This is a genomic window from Nocardiopsis lambiniae (assembly GCF_031845465.1).
In the GTDB taxonomy this organism is placed as follows: Bacteria; Actinomycetota; Actinomycetes; order Streptosporangiales; family Streptosporangiaceae; genus Nocardiopsis; species Nocardiopsis lambiniae.
Genome location: NZ_JAVREP010000001.1, coordinates 647,020 through 666,544 on the forward strand (window position 1 = coordinate 647,020; position 19,525 = coordinate 666,544).

The 19,525-nt window shown below is 71.4% G+C and carries 14 protein-coding genes and 3 tRNA genes; 7 read left to right on the plus strand and 10 right to left on the minus strand.

Annotated features, from left to right (window positions below):
- Positions 1-58: 58 nt before the first annotated feature.
- A tRNA-Ile gene (locus RM479_RS02905) sits at positions 59-132 on the minus strand.
- Positions 133-392: 260 nt separating this feature from the next.
- Between RM479_RS02905 and RM479_RS02910 the strand changes: the two genes are divergently transcribed.
- Positions 393-1,382, plus strand: coding sequence for a malate dehydrogenase (locus RM479_RS02910; RefSeq protein ID WP_311510140.1), 990 nt, complete (start codon positions 393-395; stop codon positions 1,380-1,382).
- A 103-nt stretch (positions 1,383-1,485) separates the two neighbouring features.
- Positions 1,486-3,975: a DEAD/DEAH box helicase gene (locus tag RM479_RS02915; protein WP_311510433.1), complete on the plus strand. Its 2,490-nt coding sequence runs from the start codon at positions 1,486-1,488 to the stop codon at positions 3,973-3,975.
- Positions 3,976-4,014: 39 nt separating this feature from the next.
- Here the strand turns inward: RM479_RS02915 and RM479_RS02920 are convergent, their stop codons facing one another.
- Together RM479_RS02920 and RM479_RS02925 are read right to left on the minus strand one after the other, a co-directional pair.
- Positions 4,015-4,485 carry a cytidine/deoxycytidylate deaminase family protein gene (locus RM479_RS02920; RefSeq protein ID WP_311510141.1) on the minus strand — a complete coding sequence of 157 codons (471 nt, stop codon included), beginning with the start codon at positions 4,483-4,485 and terminating at the stop codon, positions 4,015-4,017.
- Entirely contained in the window at positions 4,482-5,186 is a 705-nt protein-coding gene (locus RM479_RS02925; RefSeq protein ID WP_311510142.1) for a RibD family protein, read from the minus strand. The genes RM479_RS02920 and RM479_RS02925 overlap by 4 nt, the downstream gene beginning before the upstream one ends.
- Positions 5,187-5,707: 521 nt before the next feature.
- On the opposite strand from RM479_RS02925, the gene RM479_RS02930 reads away from it, so the two are divergent.
- The gene (locus tag RM479_RS02930) at positions 5,708-6,580 is read left to right on the plus strand and encodes an SAM-dependent methyltransferase (RefSeq protein WP_311510143.1); all 873 of its coding nucleotides are present in this window, start codon (positions 5,708-5,710) and stop codon (positions 6,578-6,580) included.
- Positions 6,581-6,693: 113 nt separating this feature from the next.
- Here RM479_RS02930 and RM479_RS02935 read toward each other — a convergent pair.
- Together RM479_RS02935 and RM479_RS02940 are read right to left on the minus strand one after the other, a co-directional pair.
- A tRNA-Asn gene (locus RM479_RS02935) sits at positions 6,694-6,766 on the minus strand.
- An 83-nt stretch (positions 6,767-6,849) separates the two neighbouring features.
- A tRNA-Asn gene (locus RM479_RS02940) sits at positions 6,850-6,925 on the minus strand.
- A 157-nt stretch (positions 6,926-7,082) separates the two neighbouring features.
- Between RM479_RS02940 and RM479_RS02945 the strand changes: the two genes are divergently transcribed.
- Positions 7,083-7,430, plus strand: a complete 348-nt coding sequence (locus RM479_RS02945) for a hypothetical protein (protein ID WP_311510144.1) — start codon at positions 7,083-7,085, stop codon at positions 7,428-7,430.
- Positions 7,427-7,939: a hypothetical protein gene (locus tag RM479_RS02950; protein WP_311510145.1), complete on the plus strand. Its 513-nt coding sequence runs from the start codon at positions 7,427-7,429 to the stop codon at positions 7,937-7,939. Before RM479_RS02945 ends, RM479_RS02950 begins: the two co-directional genes overlap by 4 nt.
- Position 7,940: 1 nt before the next feature.
- Here RM479_RS02950 and RM479_RS02955 read toward each other — a convergent pair whose 3' ends face one another.
- From RM479_RS02955 to dnaG, 4 genes are all read right to left on the minus strand, one after another.
- On the minus strand, positions 7,941-10,868 hold the full coding sequence (locus RM479_RS02955) for an FAD-binding and (Fe-S)-binding domain-containing protein (RefSeq protein WP_311510146.1): 2,928 nt from the start codon (positions 10,866-10,868) through the stop codon (positions 7,941-7,943).
- A 58-nt stretch (positions 10,869-10,926) separates the two neighbouring features.
- The gene (locus RM479_RS02960) at positions 10,927-12,246 is read right to left on the minus strand and encodes a glycoside hydrolase family 18 protein (protein ID WP_397221162.1); all 1,320 of its coding nucleotides are present in this window, start codon (positions 12,244-12,246) and stop codon (positions 10,927-10,929) included.
- 240 nt (positions 12,247-12,486) lie between these two features.
- Entirely contained in the window at positions 12,487-13,563 is a 1,077-nt protein-coding gene (gene rpoD, locus RM479_RS02965) for an RNA polymerase sigma factor RpoD (protein ID WP_311510435.1), read from the minus strand.
- A 104-nt stretch (positions 13,564-13,667) separates the two neighbouring features.
- On the minus strand, positions 13,668-15,563 hold the full coding sequence (dnaG, locus tag RM479_RS02970; RefSeq protein ID WP_311510147.1) for a DNA primase: 1,896 nt from the start codon (positions 15,561-15,563) through the stop codon (positions 13,668-13,670).
- A gap of 164 nt (positions 15,564-15,727) precedes the next feature.
- Here dnaG and RM479_RS02975 point away from each other — a divergent pair, with 164 nt between their 5' ends.
- Positions 15,728-16,903: a hypothetical protein gene (locus tag RM479_RS02975; protein WP_311510148.1), complete on the plus strand. Its 1,176-nt coding sequence runs from the start codon at positions 15,728-15,730 to the stop codon at positions 16,901-16,903.
- The gene (locus tag RM479_RS02980; protein ID WP_311510149.1) at positions 16,900-18,465 is read left to right on the plus strand and encodes a substrate-binding and vWA domain-containing protein; all 1,566 of its coding nucleotides are present in this window, start codon (positions 16,900-16,902) and stop codon (positions 18,463-18,465) included. Before RM479_RS02975 ends, RM479_RS02980 begins: the two co-directional genes overlap by 4 nt.
- On the opposite strand, the gene RM479_RS02985 is transcribed toward RM479_RS02980, so the two are convergent.
- Positions 18,456-19,454 (minus strand): LacI family DNA-binding transcriptional regulator, encoded by a 999-nt coding sequence (locus tag RM479_RS02985; protein WP_311510150.1) that lies wholly within the window; start codon positions 19,452-19,454, stop codon positions 18,456-18,458. The two genes, RM479_RS02980 and RM479_RS02985, sit on opposite strands and share 10 nt — an antisense overlap.
- Between the last annotated feature and the right edge of the window lie 71 nt (positions 19,455-19,525).

Below are 19,525 nucleotides of genomic sequence, written 5' to 3' on the forward strand. Positions count from 1 at the left end.
GTGCCGAAATCCCGGGGCGGGGCCACCGGAAATCGACGTTCACCCAGGTGAGGCGGGGTAGGCCGGGCAGGACTCGAACCCGCGACCCAGGGATTATGAGTCCCCTGCTCTAACCAGCTGAGCTACCGGCCCGCCGTCATCGGCGAACGTCATCCTAACAGGGTGTGTCCGACGTTTCCGAGTCGCGAATCCGTTACCGCGCAAGGGATGCCGGGCGCCGTGACGGCGCGGGCGGTCTTGACCGCACCTGGGTCACGGTGCGTGGCACGGGGCGGACTAGGGTGGTGTGGCGCGGCGCGCGACCGGAGCGACCCCGGCGCCCGGCACCGGCGCCGTTTCCTACCCGTTGGTAACATCGCGGGTCGCACATCGTCGTCAGGAGAGTTCACGCCATGTCCAAAGCACCCGTCAACGTCACCGTCACCGGCGCCGCCGGCCAGATCGGCTACGCCCTGCTGTTCCGGATCGCCTCCGGTCAGCTGCTGGGCGCCGACACCCCGGTGAAGCTGCGTCTGCTGGAGATCCCGCAGGCCGTCAAGGCCGCCGAGGGCACCGCGATGGAGCTCGACGACTGCGCCTTCCCGCTGCTTCGGGGCATCGACATCTTCGACGACCCGCGTCAGGCCTTCGAGGGCGCCAACGTGGCCCTGCTCGTCGGTGCCCGCCCCCGCGGCAAGGGCATGGAGCGCGGTGACCTCCTCCAGGCCAACGGCGGCATCTTCAAGCCCCAGGGCGAGGCCATCAACGCCGGCGCCGCCGACGACATCCGCGTACTGGTGGTGGGCAACCCCGCCAACACCAACGCACTCATCGCCCAGAGCCACGCCCCGGACGTCCCGGCCGAGCGCTTCACCGCCATGACCCGGCTCGACCACAACCGCGCGCTCACCCAGCTCGCCAAGAAGCTCGACGTGTCGATCACCGACATCAAGAAGCTCACGATCTGGGGCAACCACTCCGCCACCCAGTACCCCGACCTGTTCAACGCCGAGGTCGACGGCGTCAGCGCGGCCAAGGCCGTGAACGACCAGGAGTGGCTGGCGAACGACTTCATCCCGACCGTCGCCAAGCGCGGCGCCGCGATCATCGAGGCCCGGGGCGCCTCCTCGGCCGCTTCCGCCGCCAACGCCGCCATCGACCACGTCCACGACTGGGTCAACGGCACCCCCGAGGGCGACTGGACCTCCGCCGCCATCCCGTCCGACGGCTCCTACGGCGTGCCCGAGGGCCTCATCTCCTCCTTCCCCGTCGTGTCCCGCGACGGCAGGTGGGAGATCGTCCAGGGTCTGGAGATCGACGAGTTCTCCCGCGGGCGCATCGACGCCTCCGTCCAGGAGCTGGTCGAGGAGCGCGACACCGTCAAGCAGCTCGGGCTGATCTAGGCCCCGGGTCCACCCACGGCGGGCGCGCCCTCGGCGCGTCCGCCGTCGCGGTTCCGGGCGGGCGGCGGGAACGGGCAGTATAGAGACCGTGAGTCTCATCGATGTGCTTCCGGCCGAACCCGAACCCGATTCCCTCTTCGAGGCGTTCGCCGCCTGGGCCGAGGAGCGGGGTCTCACCCTCTACCCGCACCAGGAGGAGGCCCTCATCGAGGTCGTCTCCGGGTCGAACGTCATCCTCAACACCCCGACCGGCTCCGGGAAGAGCATGGTCGCCACCGGCGCGCTCTTCGCCGCGCTGGCCCGCGACGAGTGCGCGTTCTACACCGCGCCCATCAAGGCCCTGGTCTCGGAGAAGTTCTTCGACCTGTGCAAGATCTTCGGCACCGAGAACGTCGGCATGATGACCGGTGACGCCAGTGTCAACGCGGACGCGCCCATCGTGTGCTGCACCGCCGAGGTGCTCGCCCAGATCGCCCTGGCCGAGGGCGCGAAGGCCGACATCAACACGGTCGTCATGGACGAGTTCCACTTCTACGCCGAACCGGACCGCGGCTGGGCCTGGCAGGTGCCGCTCCTGGAGATGCCCCAGGCGCAGTTCCTGCTCATGTCGGCGACCCTGGGCGACGTCAGCCGGTTCGAGGAGGACCTGGAGAAGCGCACCGGACGGTCCACCGCCGTGGTCTTCTCGGCCGAGCGCCCCGTCCCCCTCTACTACGACTACCGGGTCACCCCGCTGCACGAGACCCTGGAGGAACTGCTCCAGGGCGGCGACGCGCCCGTGTACATCGTCCACTTCACCCAGGCGCAGGCGATCGAGCGCGCTCAATCGCTGACCAGTATCAACATGTGCACCAAGGAGGAGAAGGCGGCGATCGCCGGGGAGATCGGCGACTTCCGGTTCACCACGAAGTTCGGCCGCAACCTGTCCCGGTACGTGCGCCACGGTATCGGCGTGCACCACGCCGGGATGCTGCCCAAGTACCGCCGGCTGGTCGAGCGGCTGGCCCAGCGCGGCCTGCTCAAGGTCATCTGCGGCACCGACACCCTGGGGGTGGGCGTCAACGTGCCCATCCGCACCGTGATGTTCACCGCGCTGAGCAAGTACGACGGGGTGCGGGTGCGCCGGTTGCGGGCCCGCGAGTTCCACCAGATCGCCGGGCGGGCGGGGCGCGCCGGGTTCGACACCGTCGGCAACGTGGTGGCGTTGGCCCCCGAGCACGTGATCGAGAACGAGAAGGCACTGACCAAGGCGGGCGAGGACCCCAAGAAGCGGCGCAAGGTCGTGCGCAAGAAGGCGCCCGAGGGCTTCGTGTCGTGGGACAAGGCCACGTTCGAGAAGCTCATCGAGGCCGACCCCGAGCCGCTGACCTCCCGGTTCCGGGTGAGCAACGCGATGCTCCTGAGCGTCATCGCCCGCCCCGGCAACTGCTTCACCGCGATGAAGCACCTGCTGACCGAGAACCACGACGACCGCAGGACCCAGCGCAGGCACATCCACGAGGCGATCGCCATCTACCGCTCCCTGTTGGACGGCGGCATCGTGGAGGCCCTGCCCGACCCCGACGAGCAGGGCCGCACCGCCCGGCTCACCGTGGACCTGCAATCCGACTTCGCGCTCAATCAGCCGTTGTCGACCTTCGCGCTGGCCTCGCTGGAGCTGCTGGACCGCGAGTCGCCGTCCTACGCCCTGGACGTGCTCAGCATCGTGGAGTCCACCCTGGACGATCCCCGCCAGATCCTCGGCGCGCAGCTCAACAAGGCGCGCGGGGAGGCCGTCCAGCGGATGAAGTCGGAGGGCATCGAGTACGAGGAGCGCATGGAGCTCCTGGAGGACGTCGATTACCCCAGACCGCTGGAGGAACTGCTCTCCCACGCCTACGACACCTACCGGCGCGGCCACCCCTGGGTGGGCGACCACCCGTTGCGGCCCAAGAGCGTGGCCCGCGACATGTACGAGCGGGCGATGAACTTCGTCGAATACGTCGGCTTCTACGAGCTGGCGCGCTCGGAGGGGCTGGTGCTGCGCTACCTGGCGGGCGCCTACAAGGCCCTGGACCAGACGGTGCCCGACGACTCCAAGACCGAGGAGCTGCGCGACATCATCGCGTGGATGGGCGAGCTGGTCCGTCAGGTCGACTCCAGTCTTCTCGACGAGTGGGAACGGCTCACCAATCCGCAGGAGGACACGCCGGACGAGAAGGAGACCGAGGAGCGGATCCGCCCGGTCACCGCCAACGCCCGTGCCTTCCGGGTGCTGGTGCGCAACGAGCTGTTCCGTCGGGTGGAGCTGGCGGCCCGCCGCCGCTACCGCGATCTGGGCGCGCTGGAGGACGCGGGCGAGTGGGACTCCGAGGCCTGGGAGGACGCCGTGGAGGAGTACTTCGCCGAGCACGACACGATGGGCATCGGCCCTGACGCGCGCGGCCCGAAGATGCTCCTCATCGAGGAGGAGGACGGGCTGTGGCGGGTGCGGCAGATCCTCGCCGACCCGGCCGGCGATCACGACTGGGGCATCTCCGCCGAGGTGGACCTGGCGGCCTCCGACGCCGAAGGCCGCGCCGTGGTGCGCGTCGTGGACGTGGACCGACTCTGACGGGCCGACCCCGGTGGGGGCCGGCCCCGAGGGGTCGGCTCAGCCGAGCAGGTGGGCGTTGACCTCGCGGACCCCGTCCGCGAGGTCGGGGCGCTCCACCACGGTGCGACCGACGGAGCGCAGCCGTTCGGCCCCGTCGCAGTCCACGAACACGGCGGGTTCGCGCCAGGCGAGCACCACCCGCGGGATCGGGGTGGTGAGGATGAGCGCCGAGCAGGAGCGCGGACGCGAGGCGCGGGAACTGCACGGTTCCAGCGACGAGTACAGGGTGGCGCCGACGAGCCGGAGGTCGTCGGGGTCCACCTCGCGCAGGGCGACCTCCTCGGCGTGATCGTGGGGGTCGTCGCGACGTGAGTGGCCCTCACCGAGCACCGTGCCGTCGGCGGCCACCACGACAGCGCCGACCGAGAAGGCGGTGGTGGAGGGCGGGCACCGGTGGGACAGGTCGATGGCGCGCCGCAGCCAATGGGCGTCGGCGTCCCCCGGGGCGGGAGCGGGACCGGTGGTCATGCCGGGTCGTCCGCGTCCAGGCGGTAGCGCAGGATCGCCATGTCGCCGATCGTCCGGGTCTCCACCAGGCGCATGGGCGAGGCCGGGGTACGGGGGAAGACCCCCGGGTGGACGAAGGAGGGGGCGTCGGCCTCGCCCACGAAGAACGGGGCGATGGCGAGCCGGATCTCGTCGACCCGTCCCGCGGTGAGGAACATGGTGTGGACGTGTCCGCCGCCCTCCACCAGCAGGCGCCGCACGCCCCGGGCGACCAGGTCGGTCTGGATCGCCTTCACGGTGGGCGGGTCGCCGGCGTCGACGACGTCCACCGGCGGCGGCCCGGTGGGGCGGCCCGCCATCCGGTCGCGGACCACGTCCACTCCCGGTCCTCCGGTGTAGACGACCGCCCCGGCGTCCCCGGTGGTGAAGAACCGCGCTCCGAGGTCGATGTCCCCGCCCCGGGTGATCACGGCCTTGAGCAGGTTCTCGGTCCGCCCCTCCTCGCGTCGGCGGGCGCGGAGCCGTTCGGAGCGCACGAGCAGACGGGGGTCGTCGGTGCGCAGGGTGCCCGCGCCGACGAGGATGGCGTCGCACCGCGCGCGCAGTTCGTCGACCTCGGCGAAGTCGGCCTCGTTGGACAGGCGCAGCCGATCGGGACCGGTGTCGTCGATGCGCCCGTCGACCGACATGGCGCAGCTGAGGATGGTGTAGGGACGGTCCATGCACCCAGGCTAGCGGCGATCGCGTGGGGGACGGCGCGAGGTCGCTCCGGCATTTCCCGGCGTCGTCGCCTTTGCCCGACGGGTGCCATTATCGATGACGGGAACGGGATTGTCGCAGGCAGCGGACGCGCTCTCGCATTTATCTCCACTTCGACAGGGATAGGGGGACGGACCAATTCCCGTGTTCGAGGACATCCCATGAGTGCGGGGACACGGGCGAGGCGACGGCGTACCCCGTGCGTCACATGAGCCCCACGGAGCGACACCGATGGCCGAAAGACGCGTCACAGTAGGGGTTCTCGCACTCGCGAAGGCGCATCAGATTCCTCTCATAATTGGACATTGCACATATAACTCCTAGCTACCCCAAGGTGGCCCTAACCCACCCCGCGCACCACGTGAAGGGCACCGAGGTCACCGATTTTCACGACCTGTGTCCCGTACTCGGTTAACAACCCGGCCAACGATGAATAGAATCCTGATGTCGGCCATACTTCCCCACCTCAGACAAGAGGACGGCGATGTCGCGATTCACCTCACCCGATTTCCTGAGGCAGGCGGGGACACGGCGGGAGCACGCCAACCCCCCACCCGTCGTCGATCTGGCCCGGCCGAGTCTGGCCCGGCTGCACTCCTTCCACCTCAAGGGCAAGGACCATTTCGAGGTGGACCGCGACCTCGCCCTCGAAGCCGAACAGGTCGCCCCCGGTTTCCAGGACCTGGTCATGGGCGAGCGGGCGTTCCTCCAGCGTGCGGTGCGCCACCTCTCCGAGGACCTCGGAATCGACCAGTTCGTCCAGCTCGGCGCGGGCCTGCCCGCCCCCGGCGACCCCCACGAGATCGCGCCGGAGGCGAAGGTCGTCTACGTCACCGACGACCTCATGGTGCTGGCCCATCACCGGGCCCTGGTGCGCGACGACCGGACCATCGCCGTGGAGGGACACCTCACCCGGCCCCACGCCCTGAGCACCGACCCCGCCATCGGCGGCTTCCTCGACCCGGACCGACCCGTGGGCCTGCTCCTGGCCGGCACCCTCTCGCACGTGGGCACCGTCGACAACCCGACAGAGCACCTGGCCACCCTGCGAGGCCTGCTGCCCGCGGGCAGCCACGCCGTGGTCAGCCACTACCACCGCCCCGAGTCGGCGGTCTACCCCAAGGACGCCAACCGCGCCGAGCAGTTGCAGCGGGTGTTCCGCACCCGCCTGAACTCGGGCTACTGGCGCTCGCGCGAGGAGATCCTCGCCCTCCTGGCCGACTGGGAGATCCTCAGTCCCGGACTCATCGAGGTGCAGCGCTGGCGGACCCTGCCGGTCGCCCCGCCGGTGCCGGGCAGCTACCAGATGCCCCAGCGCAACCGCCGCCTGCTGGTGGGCGCCCTCGCCCGGGTCTGACCCGGCCCTCCGCGCGCCCGGGCCCCGGCCCGGCCGCGGGCCCCCGAGCGCCCCCACCCCCCACACGACGAAAGGGCCCCTCCCCGATGGGGAGGAACCCTCGTCCTGATCTGCTCCCGCGATTGGACTCGAACCAATAACCTGCCGGTTAACAGCCGGCTGCTCTGCCAATTGAGCTACGCGGGATCGCGTTCGCGCCGGGCCCGGTGGGCCTCGGCTTCGGGAACATCCTAGCGTCCGGGCCCGGAGGACCGCGACCGGTTTTTCCCTGGCTCCCGCGATTGGACTCGAACCAATAACCTGCCGGTTAACAGCCGGCTGCTCTGCCAATTGAGCTACGCGGGATCATGTTCGCGCCGGGCCCGGTGGGCTGTGGCGACACCAATAGACTAGCGCTCTTCCGGAGTGCTCGTGACCGGTGTCGCCCGTGTGCGCACCACCACGACAGGGTAACGTGCGAGACACGGAACACGACCCGTCTCCGAGGCCTGAAGAGGTACCCATGCGCTACCGGATCACGTTCGCCGCGGGACTGGCCATCGGCTACGTCCTGGGCGCCAAGGCGGGCAGGGCCCGCTACGAACAGATCACCCGCTCCGCCCGCAAGGTCGCCGACAGTCCCGTCGTCCAGGAGGTCGCCGGCCTGGTGGGAGCCCAGGTGAGCAACGCGGGCCGGACCGTGTACGACAAGACCGTCTCCAAGATGCCCATCAGCTCCGTGCGCGACTTCCTCGCCCGGCCCACCGACGAGGAGATCGACCTCGTCGAGTGGGAGACCGTCAACGGCGACGGTGCCGACGCGCGGCGCAACGGGACGGGCGGGCACAACGGCACCACAGGTGGCCGGTGAGCCCACTGGGCCGGCGTGCGCCGGCCTCCGTGCGTTCCCGGCTGGGGAGGGGCGAGCGCGTGCTGGCGCACGCGCCCGTCGCCGCCCCGGCCGGGGACGAGGCGGCGCTGGTGGCCACCACCGACGCTCTGTACCTGCCCGACGGCCGTGCCGTGCGGTGGCGGGACATCGACCGGGCCCGGTGGTCGACCGAGGCGCTGACCTTCATCGAGGAGGGCGCCGGGGAGCGGACGGTGGCGTTGCGTTCGGGACCGGCGGCGGTCGACTACCGCCGGTTGGCCGAGGCCGTCTCCGAACGGGTCACCGCCACCATTCTGGTCAATCGGTTCGTGCCCTTCCCCCGACCGGACTCCACCACGGGCTTTCGCCTGGTGGCCCGCCGCGATCCCGGGGGGACCGAGATCTCCTGGCGGATCCACCTGGGCGAAGGCGTCGACGAACAGGACCCTCGCCTGTCCGACGCGGTGTCCCGGGCCCTGGAGCTGCTCCACGACCAGATGGGCGTCTGACTCACCTCTGCCGGGCGTCCAGCCCCCGGGCGAGGAGTTCGGCCAGGTGCAGCGGGCGACGCCCGGTGCCCTGGAGGACCTGCGTACGGCAGCTGTAGCCGTCGGCGAGCACCAGGGTGTCGGCGTCGGCGGCGCGCACCCGGGGCAACAGGTCGCGTTCGCCGATGGCCGTGGAGATCTCGTAGTGCCCTTCGGTGAACCCGAAGTCACCGGCCAGCCCGCAGCACCCCGAGTCCAGGACCTCGCCCTCCACCCCCGCCCGGGCGATGAGTTCGCGGTCGGCGTCGAAACCCAGTACCGCGTGCTGATGGCAGTGCACCTGGGCCAGGGCCGCGGCCGGCACCCGGGGCGGTCGCCAGTTCGGGGCGCGCTCCAGCAGGAACCCCGCCAGGGTGCGCACCGAGGCGGCGACCCGTTCGCTCTCCGGTCCCGGCACCAGTTCCACCAGGTCGTGGCGGAGCGCCGCGGTACAGCTCGGTTCGAGCCCCACCACCGGCAGCCCCGCGTCCACCAGCGGGAGCAGGGACCGCAGGGCGCGGCGCATCACGGTGCGGGCCACCCCGAGCTGGCCGGTGGAGACCCAGGTCAACCCGCAGCACACCGGCCCCCGGGGCAGGACCACCGTGAACCCGGCGTCCTCCAGCACCCGCACCGCCGCCGCCGGGATCCGCGGGTCCATGTGCTCGCCGAAGGTGTCGGGCCACAGCACCACGCGCGGCCCGTCCGCCCGGGCCCGGCCCCGGGCGACGCGCCGCCGGAAGGCACGGGTGAACGTGGTGCGGGCGAACCCGGGCAGGTCGCGGCGGGCGGCCACCCCCGCGACCCGTTTGGCCAGGCGGGAGACGCCCGGCAGACGCAGTGTCCGGTCGACCTCGGCCGGCGCCAGCGCGGCCAGGCGGGCCCACACCGGCAGCCAGCCCATCGAGTAGTGCGCCGCGGGCCGCGCCCGGCCCCGGTAGTGGCGGTGCAGGAACTCCGCCTTGTAGGCGGCCATGTCCACGTTGACCGGGCAGTCGCTCAGACACCCCTTGCACGACAGGCACAGGTCCAGACTCTCGCGCACCTCCTCCGACTCCCAGCCGTCCGTGATGACCTCGCCCGCGGCCATCTCGAACAGCAGGTGGGCCCGCCCCCGGGTGGAGTGCCGCTCCTCACGGGTGACCTGGTAGCTGGGGCACATGACGCCCGGCCCGTCGTGGCGACGGCATTTGCCCACCCCCGAGCAGCGGCGCAGCGCTCGGGCCGGGTCTCCCCGGTCCTCCCGGTAGGCCAGGGTCGCCTCGTCCAGCAGGGGCAGGGGGCGGGCCGCCAACCGGACGTCGGCGTCAACGGGACGGGGGTCGACGATGACCCCGGGGTTCATGAGCCCCTCGGGGTCGAAGATCCGCTTGAACTCCCCGAAGGCCCGCACCAGCCCGGGCGGGTACATGCGGGAGAGCAGCGCCGAACGGGCCCGGCCGTCTCCGTGCTCCCCCGACAGGGAGCCACCGTGCCGCACGACCAGGTCGGCGGCCTCCTCCAGGAACCCGCGGTAGGCGGCGCGGCCGACCTCGGTGGTGAGCTCGAAGTCGATGCGCACGTGCAGGCAGCCGTCACCGAAGTGGCCGTAGACCACACCGAAGCGGCCGTGCCGTTCCATGAGGTCGTCGAAGTCGCGCAGGTAGGCGCCGAGGTTCTCGGGGGGCACGGCGGCGTCCTCCCATCCCGACCAGGCGTCCTCGCCGGCGGGGGTGCGCTGGGTGAGTCCGGCCCCCTCCTCGCGGATGCGCCACAGGGCACGCCGGTGGGCGGGGTCGGACACCACGAGGGAGTCGGCGGGCCGCGAGTCGGGGGGCAGGGCGTCGAGCATCCGCCGGGCGGCGAGCACCGCCTCGCCGGGGTCGGTCCCGGCCATCTCCACCAGCAGCCACGCACCGCCCGCTGGCAGGGCCACCCGGGTCCCGCCCGGCCGACCGTCCAGGGCGGCGACCATGCGGTCGTTGATGCCCTCGACGGTGAGCGGGGCGTGTCCGAGCAGATCGGGGACGGCGTCGGCGGCGGCCGGGGCGTCGGGGTAGCCCAGGACGGCCAGTGCCCGCGCCGGTGGCGTCTCCACCAGGCGGACCGTGGCGCGCAGGACGAACGCGCACGTGCCCTCGGTACCGACGAGGGCGGCGGCGACGTTGCGGCCCTTCTCCGGCAGCAGTCGGTCCAGGGAGTAGCCGGAGACCCGGCGGCGGAACTCCGGCATGGCGGTGCGCAGTTCGGCGCGGTGCGCGTCGACGAGGCGGGCCAACGCGCGGTGGACCTCCCCCTCCCGTCCGGGCCGGCCGCCCAGGGCCTCGAACTCCTCGGCGGTGTGGGCGGAACCGACGGTCATCCGGGTGCCGTCGGCGAGCAGCACCTCCAGGGAGACGATGTTGTCGGCGGTGGTGCCCCAGGCCACCGAGTGGGACCCGCAGGCGTTGTTGCCGACCATGCCGCCGATCGTGCACCGGCTGTGGGTGGAGGGGTCGGGGGCGAAGGTCAGACCGTGGTCGGCGGTGGCCGCCCGCAGGTCGTCCAGGACGACGCCGGGTTGGACGGTGGCGGTGCGGGCGACGGGGTCGATGTGCTCGATGGCGCACAGGTGGCGGGAGGTGTCGATGACCACGCCGGGGCCGATGGCGTTGCCCGCGATGGAGGTGCCGCCGCCGCGGGGGGTGACGGGGACGCCGTGGTCGGCGCAGACGCGGACGGCCGCCGCGCAGTCCTCGATCGTGGCGGGCAGGACCACCGCGAGCGGGACCACACGGTAGTTGGAGGCGTCGGAGGTGTACAGGGCCCGGGTGCCGGGATCGAAGGCGACGGTGCCGTGGACCGCCTCCGTGAGGTCACGGCGCAGGGCGTCGATGTCGGGGGCGCGGTGCGGGTCGGCGGTTGCGGGCGGAGTGCGATGCGGGTCGGCCATGGCGCCCAGGGTGGACCCGCCGGCACGAGGGCGCAACCACGCCGCGCCGCGTGCCCGCTCAGTCGAGGGAGTCGTCCATGGCGCGCACCAGGTCGCCGGTGGGATCCATGTCGAGGTTCCACACCATGAGGCCGCCCAGCCCCCGGCCCAGCACGTAGTCGCCCTTGATCGCGATGACGTCGGGGTCGTCGTAGGTCCACCACTGGTCGCCGACCCGCAGCGAGAACGCGCCCGCCTCCTCGTCCAGGAAGCGTTCGCCGTCCAGGGCCTCCAGGTCGGAGAAGGCCATGGTGGGGCCGTCGTAGGCGTCGTCCGCGGGCAGGGCGGGGCGGCCCAGGCCGTGGTCGACGTCGTCCACGCCCTGCCAGCCGCGCCCGAAGGCCGGGATGCCCAGGACGAGCTTCTCGGACGGGGCGCCCAGGTCGACGAACCGGGACACGGCCGCGTCGGCGCTGTTGGCGTCGGGGTCCTGTGCGGGCGGGTAGAGGTTGGAGTGGTAGGCGGTCTCGGTGTTCCAGGGTCCGGAGAAGTCGTAGCCCTGCACGGTGGCGAAGTCGAGGTGCTCGAAGATCTCCACCTCGTAGGCGGCGGCCTGGTCCGGGGAGCCCGACAGCGACGCCGAGAGCGTGTACTCCCTGCCGGTCTCGTCCGCCAGGGTGTCCAGTTGGCGGCGGAACTCCACGACCAGCAGGGTGAAGTTGGCCGCGTCGTCGGGGTGTTCGACGTTGTCGGGGCGACCACCGCCGCCGGGCCACTCCCAGTCCAGGTCGATGCCGTCGAAGACGCCGGCGGCGGCGCCCTCCCCGCCCTGGGGTTCGTCCTCGCGCACCGGCAGGTCGCCGCGCAGCCACAGGTCGACGCAGGAGGACACGAACTCCCGGCGGGACTCCTCGGTGCGGGCCGCCGTGGAGAAGTGGCGCGACCAGTTCCATCCGCCCAGGGACAGGCTGGCCCTCAGGTCCGGGTGCTCCTGTTGGAGCAGCCGCAGCTGGTGGAGGCTGCCGGCGAGCTCCTGCCTGTAGTCGTCCGCCTCACCGCTGACGCTCTCGTCCGCCTCGTAGCGGCGCTGGTACAGCTCCCAGGCCTGGTCGTGGCCGCCGGGGACGTGGCATCGACCCTCGGAGGAGACGTCGCCGAAGGCCCACATGAGCCGGTCCAGATGGGCGGGGACACCGCTGTCCGCCAGGTTCTTGATGGTGAAGTCGCGGTTGGCCACGTTCCAGTCGGCGAAGTAGCCGATCCGCTGGGGTCGGTTCCCGGACGCTGCCACGAAGACCCCCGTGATCAGTACTCCCGCCATGAGGACCGCGCCCAGGGCGAGCAACGGACGTCGGCCGGGGAAGGTGGCACCGGTGCTCGTCGGTGGTGTGGCGTTCACCCTTCGACCGTAGGGCCTCCGGGTCACGAAACCCGCCCGGTCGCGTCATCGCGGCCACATCAGGCCGTTCGATCGACGCGGGGAACCCCCGTACCGCCCCATCCGTTGGAGCGATGGTCGGCACCCCCGGGGTCACCGGAGGCCGACGGAGGGGCGTCCTCCGGAAACGACGTCCGAGGCCGCGGGCGGCCCGTCGAGGGCCGCGAGGGGGCCGGATCGGGGCGCGGGTCGGGACACCGCTCAGAGGAAGTCCCGCAGGGTGCCGGCGCGCGAGGGGTGGCGGAGTTTGGCGAGGGTCTTGGCCTCGATCTGGCGGATGCGCTCGCGCGTCACCCCGAATTCGCGGCCGACCTCCTCCAGGGTGCGGGGGTACCCGTCGGCCATGCCGAAGCGCAGTCGCAGGATGCGCTGTTCGCGCTCGGACAGGTCGCCCAGGATGTGACGCAGGTGCTCCTGGAGGAGGGTGAAGGCCGCCGCCTCCACGGGAACGACCGCGTCGGAGTCCTCGATGAAGTCCCCGAAGTCGGACTCCTCCTCGCCGATGGGCGCCTGCAACGAGACGGGTTCGCGGGCCATCCGTTGGATCTCCAGGACGCGTTCTCCGCCGAAACCGGCGGCCGAGGAGATCTCCTCGATGTTGGGTTCGCGGCCCAGTTGCTGATGCAGTTGGTGTTGGACCCGGACGAGTTTGTTGATGGTCTCGACCATGTGCACCGGAATGCGGATCGTGCGGGCCTGGTCGGCGATCGCCCGGGTGATCGCCTGACGAATCCACCACGTGGCATAGGTGGAGAATTTGAACCCCTTGGCGTAATCGAACTTCTCCACCGCGCGAATGAGTCCGAGGTTGCCCTCCTGGATGAGGTCGAGGAAAAGCAGACCGCGCCCCATATAGCGTTTGGCGATCGACACCACCAACCGGAGGTTCGCCTCTATGAGTGCCCGCTTGGCCTTTTCTCCCTGGTCCATGAGCGTGTCGAGTTCCTGCCTCGAACGCACCCCTTCGACCGGTTCGCATCTGCGCGCGTACAGGCCCGCCTCGATCGCCTTGGCCAGTTCCACCTCCTCCTCGGCGGTGAGCAGGGGGACCCGGCCGATCTCGCGCAGGTAGAGCCGGACCAGGTCCGAGCCCGAACGCCGTCCCCCGTCGGGGACCAGGGGGGTGTCTTCGGGGTCGGACACCTCCACACCGACGCGGGCCAGGAGGGCGACCGCCTCGTCCAGGAGGTCGGGGGGCGCGTCCAGGCGCTCCAGCGCCGAGGCCACCTCGCCGCGACTGACCGTGCCCCGACCGGCGTCGGGGAGCAGCCGCACCACCTGACGAATGGGCGGAATTTCGTTGGTCACAACCGTGGGAGCCACCCCACCATTGTGCACTTCCGCACGCCGCCATAGGGAGGAGCATTATTGTCACCTTCGTGCTACATGCCTCCGGCGAACTCCTCCTGAAGGGCACGTTTCTGCTGTTGGAGGGCCATGAGCTCGGTCAGCAGCCGCTGTTGCTCCTCGACCTGATCGGTGCCGCCCAGACGGGACAACTCCGATCTCAGGTTTGACTCGCGCCGGTTGATGGAATGAGTTCTGACTGTGCCCAGTATTTGTCGGGCGGAATGCGCGTCGAGTTCTCCATAGAACTCCAGTTGTTCCACCGCCAAACGGGTCAGGAAATCGCGCTGCGCCTCGGTGGGCGCGGCGTCGCGCAGGTGCCCGGCCCAGGACGCGGGGTCCCGGACGGCGGAGACCCCGCCCAGCCCGGCGATGAGCGTGAGCATCGCCCTGTGCTGGGGAACGGTGAAGTCGTCGGCGGTGAACGCGTCGAAGCCGACGGCCAGCGCGGGGAACTGGACGGCGATCTTCAGGGCCTGTCGCTCCCGCTGCACCGAGGGGTCGCGCAGGTCGTAGGGGGCCTCCCGGGCATCGGGGGTGGGGGCGGGCCCCGGCCCGACCGGGGCCGGACGGCCGTTCTGGCCGCCCTGACCGCTTCCCCGTCGTATGTGCCGGTTGACCCGGTCGAGCACGAACGACTCGTCGAGGATGCCCAGCCAGCGGTCCAGGTTGGTGCCGTAGAGCTTGCGCACCCCGTGGTTGCGGATACTCGCCACCACCGGAGCGGCGGCGTCCAGGGCGGCGATGCGCCCCTCGGGGGCGGACAGGTCGTAGCCCTCGATGACCTTGCGGACCATGAACTCGTACAGCGGCACCGGGTGGTCGACCAGGTCGACCACGGCCTGGTCGCCCCGTTGGAGGCGCAGGTCGCACGGGTCCAGGCCGTCGGGCTGTACCGCGACGAACGTCTCGGAGGCGAACCCGTGCTCCTCGGCGAAGGCGCGCACCGCGGCCTTCTGCCCGGCGGCGTCGCCGTCGAAGGTGAAGATCACCCGTCCGTCCTGGTTGGTACGGCCGAGCAGCAGGCGGCGCAGGATCTTGAGGTGGTCCTCGCCGAACGAGGTGCCGCAGGTGGCCACGGCGGTGGTCACCCCGGCCAGGTGGCAGGCCATGACGTCGGTGTAGCCCTCGACGATGACCGCCTGACCCTTCTGGGAGATATCCCGTTTGGCCAGGTCCAAGCCGTACAACAGACGGCTCTTGTGGAAGATGGGACTCTCGGGGGAGTTGAGGTACTTGGGGCCGTCCTCGCTCGGATCCAGCTTGCGGGCGCCGAACCCGACCACCTCCCCGGTGACCTCGCGCACCGGCCACAGCAACCGGTTGCGGAACCGGTCGTAGGCTCCGCGCCGCCCCTGGCTGGCCAGCCCCCCGGCGATGAGCTCGGCGTCGGTGAAGCCCTTGCGGCGCAGGTGGGAGGTGAGGTTCTCCCACCCGGCGGGGGCGTAGCCCAGGCCGAAGTGCTCGGCGTGCGCCCGGGTGAAGCCGCGCTCGGTCAGGAAGCGGCGGGCCTCCACCGCCCCCGGGGAGAGCAACTGCTCGGCGTAGAACTCGGCGGCGGCCCGGTGCGCGTCCAGCATGCGCTGCCGTTTTCCCTCGTCGCGTCGGGTGGAACGGCCGCCGCTCTCCTCGTAGCGCAGCGTCACGCCGAGCTGACGGGCCAGGGACTCGACCGCCTCGGCGAACGCCAACCCCTCGATCTTCTGCACGAAGGAGATGGCGTCCCCGCCCTCACCACAACCGAAACAATAGTAGAGGTTCTTGGCGGGGGTGACGTTGAAGGAGGGGGACTTCTCGTCGTGGAAGGGGCACAGACCCTTCAGCGAGCCGCCTCCGGCGTTGCGGAGCTGGAGGTACTCGCCGATCACGTCCGCGATGGGGGTGCGCTCTCGCACCAGGGCGATGTCTTCGTCTTTGATCCGGCCTGCCACGGTTCTCAGGGTAGTTCTCCCGGGGGGACGGTCCGGTCGTCGTCCACGGGGCGGGGTTTCCCGTGACGTCCACCGGGGGTCCACCTTCCCTTGGGGCGGGGGTCGCCCCCGGGGGGAAGCGTGGGAGATCCCCCCTTTTTCGCGCACCGAGGAGGAGTCTCACGGTGAGCCCCATCCCCCTCCCTCCCGGACCACGACAGCGGCTGTTGCTCGGCGCCGCCTGCGCGGTCGTGGTGGCCCTGATCATCGCCATCGGAGCCGCGCTGGTCGACCGATGGGGCGGCGGCCTCGTGGTGGTCGACGGTGTCGTCGGTTCCGAGAAGGTCGACTTCTTCCGGGACGAGCGGGTCGTGGCCCGTTTCGCCGAACTCGGCTACGAGGTGAACGTGCGACCGCGCGGGTCGCGGTTGATGGCCCAGGACGTGGACGAGGCCGATTTCGTCTCCCCCGGTTCGGACATCGTCGCCGACCACATCCAGGAGGTCCACGGGGTCTCCACCGAGTACCGGATGTTCAGCACACCGATGGTGGTGCTCTCCTACGAACCCCTGGCGGAGGCGCTGCGCGAGGCCGGGGTCGCCCGCCGGGCCGAGGACGGCACCTGGTCGTTCGACCTGGCCGCGTACCTGGAGCTGACCGAGGAGCGCACCCGCTGGCGGGACCTGCCCGGGGACTCGGTGGGCTCGGGAAACCGCAACGAGGTGCTGGTGCGCACCACCGACCCGCGTACGTCCAACTCGGCCGGGATGTACGCGGCCGTGCTGTCCTACCTGCTCAACGACGAGGAGGTGGTCCCGCCGGGCGGGCCGGACCAGGAGATCGTCGACCGGCTGGCCGGGCTGTTCCTGGCCCAGGGGCAACCGCCCGAGTCCTCCCAGCAGCCCTTCGAGCAGTTCCGGGACCTGGGACCCGGGCACACGCCCCTGCTGTGGGCCTACGAGGCGCAGTACGTGCACGCCGTGGTGAACGGCCCGGTGCCACCCGACGACGTGGTCCTGCTCTACCCCGAACCGACCGTGTACTCGGCGCACACCCTGGTCCCCCTGAACGAGAGGGGCGACGCGATCGGCGCCCTGTTGGCGGACGATCCCGGGTTGCGGTCGTCGGCGACCCGGCACGGATTCCGCGCCGAGGGCGGGAGCGCCTTCGAGGAACTGGTCGCCGAGCACGACCTGCCGGTGCGCATCCGGGTCGACGACGTGGTGAACACCCCCACCCATGAGGCCTTGGAGGCTCTGCTGAGCGGTATCGAGGACGCCTACACCGACAACGGCATGCGCCCGCCGGCGGCCGAGGAGCGCCGACCGGCGCGCGACATGAACGGGGGTGGGTCGGAGTGAGGCGGGCGGTGTGCGCCACCGCGTTGGCGGTGGCCCTGACGGTGTCCGGTTGCGCCGGGACCGAGGAGCGGACGACCCTGCGGGTGCTGGCGGGCAGCGAGCTGGTCGACATGGAGCCGTTGCTGACGGAGGTGGCGGAACGGACCGGGGTGACGGTGGAGATGGAGTACACCGGCACCCTGGACGGTCTGGCGCGGATCGCGTCGGGCGACGGCGGGGATTTCGACGCGGTCTGGTTCGCCTCCAACCGGTACCTCCACCTGCACGACGACGGTCGTGAGCGGGTGCGCACGGAGACCTCGATCATGCTCTCCCCCGTGGTGCTCGGGGTGCGCGGGTCGCGCGCCGACGACCTGGGGTGGGCCGAGGGCACCGAGGTGACGTGGTCGGACGTGGCCGACGCGGTGCGGGACGCGGAGTTCACCTACGGGATGACCAACCCCGGCGCCTCGAATTCGGGCTTCTCCGCGTTGATCGGGGTGGCGTCGGCGTTGGCCGACAGCGGGAGCGCCCTGACCGACGAGGACGTGGAGCGGGTCGGTCCGGAGTTGGCGGAGTTCTTCAAGGGCCAGGAGCTGACGGCGGGGTCGTCGGGGTGGTTGGCGGACGCCTTCACCGCGCGCGCCGCCGACGAACGGCCGGTGGACGCGCTCATCAACTACGAGTCGGTGCTGCTGTCGTTGAACCGGGACGACGCGGGGCTACGGCTGATCCATCCGGCGGACGGTGTGATCACCGCCGATTACCCGTTGACCCTGCTGACCGATCCCTCGGAGGAGGCGGCGCGGGGATACGACCTGTTGACGGCCGACCTGTTGACGGAGGACGTCCAACGCGACATCGCGGAGCGGACGCTGCGCCGTCCGGTCGTGGCCGAGGCGGCCGTCGCGGAGTCGCCGTCGTTGGTGGAGCTGCCCTTCCCCGCGCACCGCGACGTGGTGGACGGCCTGGTCTCCGACTACTTCAGCGAGCTGCGCCGGCCGGCGCGCACGGTGTACGTGCTGGACGTGTCGGGGTCGATGAAGGGCGATCGGCTGTCGGAGTTGCGGCTCGCGCTGAGCGCGCTGACCGGGGTCGACGGGGGGTCGTTGGAGCGGCGGATGCAGGCCTTCCAGGAGCGCGAGGAGATCACGCTGTTGCCGTTCTCCACCGAACCGGGCGAACCGGAGACGTTCGTGGTGGAGCCGGGTTCGATCGACGACTCGCTGCGGGAGCTGTCGGAGTCCGTGAACGCGCTGGAGGCGCAGGGGGACACGGCGGCCTACGACGCGGTGTGGGCGGCCTACGAACTGGTCGAAGAGGCCCCGAAGGACGACCATCTGACGTCGATCGTGCTGATGACCGACGGTGTGGTGACCAGCGGCATGGGACCGACCCCGTTCACGGAGAACCTGGGGACGCTGTCACCGGAGGCGGCGCGGGTTCCGGTGTTCACGGTGCTCTTCGGGGAGTCCGACGAGGGCGAGATGGCGCGGTTGTCGGAACTGACCGGCGGGCGGGTGTTCGACGCCCGTGAGCAGAGCCTGGAGGAGGTGTTCCGGGAGATCCGCGGTTACCAGTGACCGGTGCTGGCGCGTGTCCGCGGGGCCGTGGCGGGAACGGTGGTGTCCGTTCCCTCACGGCCCTCCACCATGTCCAGGAGGATGCGGGCGGCCCGCTCCCCCACGGCACGGGGGCCGGTGTCGACGGTGGTGAGGGCGGGGGCGAGGTGCGTCGATTCGGGGCGATCGCCGATCCCGGCGACCGCGATCCGGTCGGGGACGTGCAGGCCCGCGTCGGCGAGGGCGTGGAACAGTCCGGCGGCGAGGGTGTCGTCGGCGGCCAGGACGGCGGTGATCGGTTCCCCGGCCCTGTGCCGATCGGCCAGGGCGCGGCCGGCGGCGTGGCCGGTGTCGGGGCCGGTGCCGCCCGGTACGGGTTCGGGGGCGTCGATCCCGGCCTCGGCCAGGGCGGCGCGCCAGCCGGCGGCGCGTTCGGCGGCGATGTGCGATCCGGGCGGTCCGGTGACGTGGTGCACGGTGCGGTGGCCACGGTCGAGCAGATGGTGGGTGAGCGCGCGGGCGGCGCCGCGGTGGTCGGCGCCCACCGAGGGGCCCAGGGGGTGTGAGGGGCCTTCGACGATGACCGTCGGCGGCCGTGCGGGCAGGGCGCCCAGGGTGGCGAGCAGGGAGGTCGTCGGGGCGACGGCCAGGTGGCCGTCGACGACCCGGTCCAGGAGCCGGTCGACCCCGGTGGGATCGTCGGGGTCGACCACGGTGATCAGGAGGGTGCGGCCGGCGGCGCGCACGGCCGCCTCGACCCCGGACAGGAGGCGATCGGTGTCGATGTCGGGGGTCGTGAAGGCGCCGATGAGACCGCTGCGGTGGGTGACCAGGGCGCGGGCGGTGGCGTTGCGCCGGTAGCCGAGGCTGGTGATGGCGGCGCGGACCCGGGCGGCGGTCTCGGGTCGGACCCCGGGATGACCGTTGACCACACGGGAGACCGTCTGGTGGGAGACCCCGGCCAGGCGCGCGACGTCGACCATGCCGGGGGTACCGCTGCGTACGGGCAAGGGGCTGCGCACTCTCCTCCGGTCACCGTCGCGTCGGGGCGACCCGGAGACGGGCGCCCGCGATCGGCCGT